This window comes from Pseudoalteromonas sp. APC 3358, assembly GCF_030408075.1.
GTDB lineage: Bacteria > Pseudomonadota > Gammaproteobacteria > Enterobacterales > Alteromonadaceae > Pseudoalteromonas > Pseudoalteromonas arctica.
In genome coordinates this window covers 47,413-53,965 of the sequence record NZ_JASDCE010000019.1, presented here as the reverse complement: position 1 = coordinate 53,965, position 6,553 = coordinate 47,413, and the positions used below count along the sequence as shown (strand labels likewise).

Genomic DNA, 6,553 nt, shown 5'->3' with positions numbered 1-6,553 from the left:
CTCGCTACCTAAGTAGGTTGGCTGTTAGAACTCAATCTGTACGAGTGCCCACACAGATGATTGCTTTATATTGTTAAAGAACGTTGCGATTATAAAGTTAAACTTTATCTCGCTAGGGCTGCGCATACTACGCTTTCCTATTTTTTTGTCAACACTTAAATTTAAACTTTCTAAAAAGATTCAATCTAAGTTTTACTTAACACCTTGAGTTGTTCGTGCCTCGCTATGCGTTGGCGTTTCCCGTCTCAGTGGGGTCGCATTATAGGGAGATCCGAAAACAGATCAACCCTTTTTTGAAGAAAACTTGAAATAATGTGCTGTTCGCTGAGTATTTGAGCTAAACGCTCAAAAACACAACTAAACTACCATTATTAATAGGTTCATAGAGCTATTTGAAATGAAAGTTGTGGCAACTACTAACGGGTAGAGACACATTTCGATCATCGATGCGGAAAAAACAACCAATAGAGCAAGAGTCGTATTCCTATAATCATTTAAATTAATCAAAAGCTGAGAATTAAATTGATCAGCCTATGTTTAATAATAGTTTTACATATTTTAGGAGGAAGTTTACTTAGGCCGTAATGGTTAACTTTACTCTGAGGTTCTTAGTACCGGTATATTTATAAGAGTACGCACGTTATATCTTTTAATCAGCTCTATAAGTAGAAACTTCGTTAGGGATTGCTCTAATTGTAGCTCAATTCGCGGCGGCATTATTAATAGCTGTAAATCACAATATATAGTGGAAATGATCTTTAACTAGAATCTGATAGGCTATTTTGAATGAATGGTAAATAAAGAGTAATTAGGTAGAGCTATTAAAGCAGCTGTCAAAACAACTTATCAATTCAGAATCTATGAGTCATTGCCCATAATAGAAGGTAATTACTGGTTCATATAGTTTGACAAATTTTAGGCAAGAAAAAGCCGAGCATAGGCTCGGCTTTTAGGTTTCTTTAAGACTTACTCTGCAGACTGTGCGTCTTCTTGAACTGCTTCGCTAGTCGCTGGGCGACCAACTAGTTCAATATAAGCCATTGGTGCATTATCACCAGTACGGAAGCCACACTTAAGAATACGAGTGTAACCACCTGGACGATCCGCGTTACGTGGACCGATTTCACTGAATAATTTACCAACAACTTCATTATCACGCGTGCGAGCAAACGCTAAACGGCGATTTGCTACACTGTCAGTCTTAGCCAGTGTGATTAAAGGTTCAATTACACGACGTAACTCTTTCGCTTTAGGCAAAGTAGTTTTGATGATTTCATGTTTCACCAAAGAACCTGCCATATTGCTAAACATCGCTTTACGATGGCTACTGTTACGGTTTAATTGACGACCACTCTTACGATGGCGCATGACCCTATCCTTCTAACTAAACTAATATAGTGATTTAGATTATTCAGCTAAACTTGCAGGTGGCCAATTTTCTAGGCGCATGCCCAGAGAAAGTCCACGTGAAGCTAGCACGTCTTTAATTTCAGTTAGAGACTTCTTACCTAAATTAGGTGTTTTAAGAAGCTCAACTTCAGTGCGCTGAACTAAATCACCGATATATTGAATTTGCTCGGCTTTCAAACAATTTGCTGAGCGTACTGTTAATTCAAGGTCATCAACTGGACGAAGTAGAATAGGATCGAATTCTGGCTTCTCTTCTTTCTCTTCTGGCTCAGTTACATCACGTAAATCTACGAATGCATCTAATTGCTCAGCTAAGATAGTAGACGCACGGCGGATCGCTTCTTCTGGATCTAAAGTGCCGTTTGTTTCCATATCAATGATTAACTTGTCTAAATCTGTACGTTGCTCAACTCGAGCTGATTCAACCGAGTACGCAATACGTTCAACTGGGCTAAATGATGCATCAAGCAACAATCTACCAATTGGACGCTCATCGTCATCAGAGGATAAACGACTAGATGCCGGCACATAACCACGACCACGTTCAACACGAATACGCATGCTGATCTCGCTGTTATTTGTAGTTAAATTACAAATAACGTGATCTGGATTAGCAATTGTTACATCGCCATCGTGCTGAATATCAGCCGCAGTAACAGGGCCTACACCAGATTTAGTCAGGGTCAGAAAAACTTCATCTTTGCCTTCTAACGTTACTGCTAAACCTTTAAGGTTTAATAGTATTTCAATGATGTCTTCTTGAACGCCTTCTTTCGCGCTGTACTCATGTAATACACCGTCGATTTCAACTTCAGTTACTGCACATCCAGGCATAGATGAAAGTAATATACGGCGTAAAGCATTACCCAGAGTATGGCCAAAGCCACGCTCTAATGGTTCTAAAACTATTTTAGAACGCGTTGGGTTGATAGCGTCGATGTCGACTAACCTTGGTTTTAGAAATTCTGTAACAGAACCCTGCATTTTATCCTCTCTTAACTCTTAACTTTACTTAGAGTAAAGTTCGACGATTAGTTGTTCATTAATGTCCGCAGACAGGTCTGAACGCTCAGGTAGACGCTTAAAGCTGCCTTCCAATTTCTTACCGTCAACTTCAACCCAAGTCGGCTTTTCACGTTGCTCAGCCAACTCTAGAGCAGCGATGATACGTGCTTGTGTCTTAGACTTCTCACGGATTACAACAGTATCTTCTGGAGTAATTACGTATGAAGGAATGTTCACAACACGACCATTAACTAAAATCGCTTTATGGCTTACTAACTGACGTGCTTCTGCACGTGTGCTAGCAAAACCCATGCGATATACAACATTGTCTAAACGTTGCTCTAAAAGCTGTAACAAGTTTTCACCTGTATTACCTTTAAGGCGAGCAGCTTCTTTGTAGTAGTTACGGAATTGCTTTTCTAATACACCGTATATACGACGTACTTTTTGCTTTTCACGTAATTGTAAACCGTAATCAGATAAACGACCTTTACGGGCGCCGTGCTGACCAGGTGCAGTCTCAAGTTTACACTTAGAGTCGATAGCTCTTACGCCGCTCTTAAGGAACAGGTCAGTACCTTCACGACGACTCAGCTTGAGCTTAGGGCCCAAATATCTTGCCATGTTATTTCTCCTAACCTATTGTTAAACGCGACGTTTCTTCGGTGGACGACAACCATTATGTGGTATAGGCGTCACGTCAGTAATGTTGGTAATACGGTAACCAGCAGCATTCAAAGCACGTACAGCAGATTCACGACCTGGACCTGGACCTTTGATGAAAACTTCTAGATTTTTTAAACCGTATTCTTGAGCAGCAGTACCTGCACGCTCTGCAGCAACCTGAGCAGCAAATGGTGTAGATTTACGTGAACCACGGAAACCTGAACCACCGGCAGTAGCCCATGATAGTGCATTACCTTGACGGTCGGTAATCGTTACAATAGTGTTGTTGAAAGACGCATGAACATGAGCCATACCATCAGCAACTTGTTTTTTAACCTTTTTACGACGAATTGGTGTCTTAGCCATAATACTATCCCCTTATCGCTTAATAGGCTTACGAGGACCCTTGCGGGTGCGCGCGTTAGTCTTAGTTCTTTGACCACGTAGTGGTAAAGAGCGACGGTGACGTAGGCCACGATAACAACCAAGGTCCATAAGGCGCTTGATATTTAAAGTAACTTCACGACGAAGATCACCTTCAACAGTGTACTTGCCAACTGCATCACGCAGTACGTCAAGAATTTCGTCTGAAAGTTCACCGATTTTTGTGGTTTCGGCGATACCAGTCGCTACTAAGATAGCCTTAGAGCGAGTCTTACCTATGCCATAAATAGCTGTTAAACCAATAACTGCATGTTTATGATCAGGGACGTTAATGCCAGCAATACGGGCCACTAACACATCTCCTATATTCGAATTTGGTAATCATCTGTTTGAAAAGCCCGTAAGGATACTCAAACGAAGACCAAATTACTACTAAAAACACAGGCCGAGAAAACTCAGCCTGCACGCTGTTTACTTAACCTTGCCTTTGCTTATGCTTAGGCTCACTGCAAATTACGCGTACTACACCAGCACGTTTAATAACTTTACAGTTACGGCATATTTTCTTAACGGAAGCACGTACTTTCATTGCTCAACTCCGTAAACTGACCTTATCGACCGTAGCCTTTAAGGTTCGCTTTTTTCAGCACAGAATCATACTGATGAGACATCAGGTGAGTCTGTACTTGTGCCATAAAGTCCATGATCACTACAACGATAATCAAAACTGATGTACCGCCGAAGTAGAATGGCGTTTGCCACGCCATCGTCATGAATTCAGGCACCAGACAGATAAAGGTTATATACAAAGCACCTGCCAATGTCAGGCGTGTCATCACTTTATCAATGTATTTAGATGTCTGCTCACCTGGACGAATACCTGGGATAAATGCGCCAGATTTCTTAAGGTTATCTGCTGTTTCACGTGGGTTAAAAACCAACGCTGTGTAGAAAAAGCAGAAGAAGATAATAGCCGCAGCTAAAACAAGTGAGTACAACGGTTGACCTGGGGTCAACGTAGTAGCAACAGCTTGTAATACATCAGCGACTGGACCTTCACCTTGGCCGAACCAGCTAGCAATTGTACCAGGGAACAGAATTATACTGCTAGCGAAGATTGGTGGAATAACACCCGCCATATTTACTTTTAGTGGTAAATGCGTGCTTTGAGCAGCAAATACTTGACGACCTTGTTGGCGTTTAGCGTAGTTAACAACAATACGACGTTGTCCACGTTCGAAAAACACTACAAGATAAGTAACAGCGAATACGATTACCGCAACCATCAACAGTACAAAAACATTCAAATCACCTTGGCGCGCCATTTCGACTGTCGAACCAATAGCAGACGGCAAGTTAGCTACAATACCAACAAATATTAGAACAGAGATACCGTTACCGATACCGCGCTCTGTTATTTGTTCACCCAACCACATAAGGAACATAGTACCAGTTACTAAACTCACCACTGCGGTGAAATAGAAACCCATACCAGGGTTAACAACTAACCCCTCCATCATGCCCGGTAAGCTAGAAGCAATACCGATTGATTGAATAGTAGCTAGCACAAGCGTGCCATAGCGTGTGTACTGGCTAATTTTTTTACGCCCTTGCTCACCTTCTTTCTTAAGCTCTATAAACGGAGGATACATATGCGTTAATAGTTGCGTAATAATCGAAGCCGAGATATACGGCATAATACCCAGTGCTAACACTGAAGCTCGCTCAAGTGCACCACCACTGAACATGTTGAACATCTCAACAATGGTGCCCTTTTGTTGCTCGAAGAAATCGGCAAGTACAGCGGCGTCAATCCCAGGGATCGGCACAAATGAACCTAGACGGTAAATTATGATAGCACCCAATACGAAGAGTAATCGGCGCTTCAATTCCGAAAGTCCACCTTGTGCACTTTTTGTATCTTGACCTGGTTTAGCCATTAGTACTTCCTTAGTCTTCTACCTTGCCTCCGGCAGCTTCAATAGCTTCGCGAGCACCTTTAGAGGCTTTAAGGCCTTTAACGGTAACAGCGCGTGAAACTTCGCCAGATTTAACAACTTTAACGAAAAGAACGTTCTTTTTAACTAGACCAGCTGCTTGTAACGCGCTTAGGTCTACCACATCGCCTTCTACTTTAGCGATTTCAAAAAGGTTTATTTCTGCAGATACTAAAGATTTGCGAGAAGTAAAACCAAATTTAGGTAGACGACGTTGCATAGGCATTTGACCGCCTTCAAAACCAACGCGTACTTTGCCGCCAGAACGTGATTTTTGACCTTTGTGACCACGGCCGCCAGTCTTACCTAGACCAGAACCGATACCACGACCAACACGTTTTGGAGCAGTTTTTGAACCTGCAGCAGGTGAAAGTGTATTCAAATGCATCGAATTAACCCTCTACCTTAACCATGTAAGAAACCTTGTTTATCATACCACGTACACATGCTGTGTCTTCTAACTCAACAGTGTGGTTGATACGACGTAAACCAAGACCGCGTAATGTAGCTTTATGTTTCGGTAAACGACCGATAGAGCTTTTTACTTGTGTTACTTTTACAGTTTGATTTGCCATGGTTACCCCAGTATTTCGTCTACGCGAAGGCCACGTTTAGCAGCGATTGACTGTGGAGAATTCATATTCTCAAGAGCCGAAATCGTTGCACGTACCACGTTGATCGGGTTAGTAGAACCGTAACATTTAGAAAGTACGTTCTGCACACCAGTAACTTCTAGTACTGCACGCATAGCACCACCTGCAATGATACCAGTACCTTCAGATGCTGGTTTCATGAACACTAGTGAGCCAGCATGACGTCCCTTAACAGGATGCTGTAATGTGTTGCCATTTAGGTCTACGTTGATCATGTTACGACGTGCTTTTTCCATTGCTTTTTGAATAGCAGCTGGAACTTCACGTGCTTTACCATAACCGAAACCTACTTTACCTGCGCCATCACCAACTACAGTTAGTGCAGTAAAGCTAAAGATACGACCACCTTTAACTACTTTAGACACACGGTTCACCGCGATTAGCTTTTCAGCTAGATCAGGCTGTTGTTGCTTTGCTTCTACGTTAGCCATAGTCTAC

Annotated in this window: 10 protein-coding genes; all 10 read right to left on the bottom strand. The window is 42.1% G+C overall.

Annotated features, from left to right (window positions below; all coding sequences use genetic code 11):
* Positions 1–966 precede the first annotated feature (966 nt).
* The 10 genes from rplQ to rpsE all read right to left on the bottom strand — a co-directional run bounded on the left by rplQ (position 967) and on the right by rpsE (position 6,546).
* Positions 967–1,368, bottom strand: coding sequence for a 50S ribosomal protein L17 (gene rplQ, locus QL995_RS20455; RefSeq protein ID WP_002959450.1), 402 nt, complete (start codon positions 1,366–1,368; stop codon positions 967–969).
* A 39-nt stretch (positions 1,369–1,407) separates the two neighbouring features.
* Positions 1,408–2,394 carry a DNA-directed RNA polymerase subunit alpha gene (gene rpoA / locus QL995_RS20450; RefSeq protein ID WP_002959452.1) on the bottom strand — a complete coding sequence of 329 codons (987 nt, stop codon included), beginning with the start codon at positions 2,392–2,394 and terminating at the stop codon, positions 1,408–1,410.
* A gap of 24 nt (positions 2,395–2,418) precedes the next feature.
* Positions 2,419–3,039 (bottom strand): 30S ribosomal protein S4, encoded by a 621-nt coding sequence (gene rpsD / locus QL995_RS20445; RefSeq protein WP_002959461.1) that lies wholly within the window; start codon positions 3,037–3,039, stop codon positions 2,419–2,421.
* A 21-nt stretch (positions 3,040–3,060) separates the two neighbouring features.
* Entirely contained in the window at positions 3,061–3,447 is a 387-nt protein-coding gene (rpsK, locus tag QL995_RS20440) for a 30S ribosomal protein S11 (RefSeq protein WP_002959471.1), read from the bottom strand.
* A gap of 12 nt (positions 3,448–3,459) precedes the next feature.
* A complete protein-coding gene (rpsM, locus tag QL995_RS20435; RefSeq protein WP_007584664.1) occupies positions 3,460–3,816 on the bottom strand; it encodes a 30S ribosomal protein S13 in 357 nt (118 codons plus the stop codon).
* A 124-nt stretch (positions 3,817–3,940) separates the two neighbouring features.
* On the bottom strand, positions 3,941–4,054 hold the full coding sequence (rpmJ, locus tag QL995_RS20430; protein ID WP_002959476.1) for a 50S ribosomal protein L36: 114 nt from the start codon (positions 4,052–4,054) through the stop codon (positions 3,941–3,943).
* Between the two features lie 22 nt (positions 4,055–4,076).
* Positions 4,077–5,405 (bottom strand): preprotein translocase subunit SecY, encoded by a 1,329-nt coding sequence (gene secY, locus QL995_RS20425; protein WP_007584663.1) that lies wholly within the window; start codon positions 5,403–5,405, stop codon positions 4,077–4,079.
* Between the two features lie 10 nt (positions 5,406–5,415).
* Entirely contained in the window at positions 5,416–5,850 is a 435-nt protein-coding gene (gene rplO, locus QL995_RS20420; RefSeq protein WP_002959480.1) for a 50S ribosomal protein L15, read from the bottom strand.
* 4 nt (positions 5,851–5,854) lie between these two features.
* Entirely contained in the window at positions 5,855–6,037 is a 183-nt protein-coding gene (gene rpmD, locus QL995_RS20415; RefSeq protein ID WP_002959482.1) for a 50S ribosomal protein L30, read from the bottom strand.
* A gap of 2 nt (positions 6,038–6,039) precedes the next feature.
* Positions 6,040–6,546 carry a 30S ribosomal protein S5 gene (gene rpsE, locus QL995_RS20410; protein WP_002959485.1) on the bottom strand — a complete coding sequence of 169 codons (507 nt, stop codon included), beginning with the start codon at positions 6,544–6,546 and terminating at the stop codon, positions 6,040–6,042.
* Positions 6,547–6,553 lie beyond the last annotated feature (7 nt).

Excerpts from the sequence above, each read along its gene's own strand:
- rpmJ (WP_002959476.1), bottom strand. The coding sequence starts at position 4,054 with ATGAAAGTACGTGCTTCCGTTAAGAAAATATGCCGTAACTGTAAAGTT.
- rpoA (WP_002959452.1), bottom strand. The coding sequence starts at position 2,394 with ATGCAGGGTTCTGTTACAGAATTTCTAAAACCAAGGTTAGTCGACATC.
- secY (WP_007584663.1), bottom strand. The coding sequence starts at position 5,405 with ATGGCTAAACCAGGTCAAGATACAAAAAGTGCACAAGGTGGACTTTCG.
- rplQ (WP_002959450.1), bottom strand. The coding sequence starts at position 1,368 with ATGCGCCATCGTAAGAGTGGTCGTCAATTAAACCGTAACAGTAGCCAT.
- rpsD (WP_002959461.1), bottom strand. The coding sequence starts at position 3,039 with ATGGCAAGATATTTGGGCCCTAAGCTCAAGCTGAGTCGTCGTGAAGGT.
- rpsK (WP_002959471.1), bottom strand. The coding sequence starts at position 3,447 with ATGGCTAAGACACCAATTCGTCGTAAAAAGGTTAAAAAACAAGTTGCT.
- rpsE (WP_002959485.1), bottom strand. The coding sequence starts at position 6,546 with ATGGCTAACGTAGAAGCAAAGCAACAACAGCCTGATCTAGCTGAAAAG.
- rpmD (WP_002959482.1), bottom strand. The coding sequence starts at position 6,037 with ATGGCAAATCAAACTGTAAAAGTAACACAAGTAAAAAGCTCTATCGGT.
- rplO (WP_002959480.1), bottom strand. The coding sequence starts at position 5,850 with ATGCATTTGAATACACTTTCACCTGCTGCAGGTTCAAAAACTGCTCCA.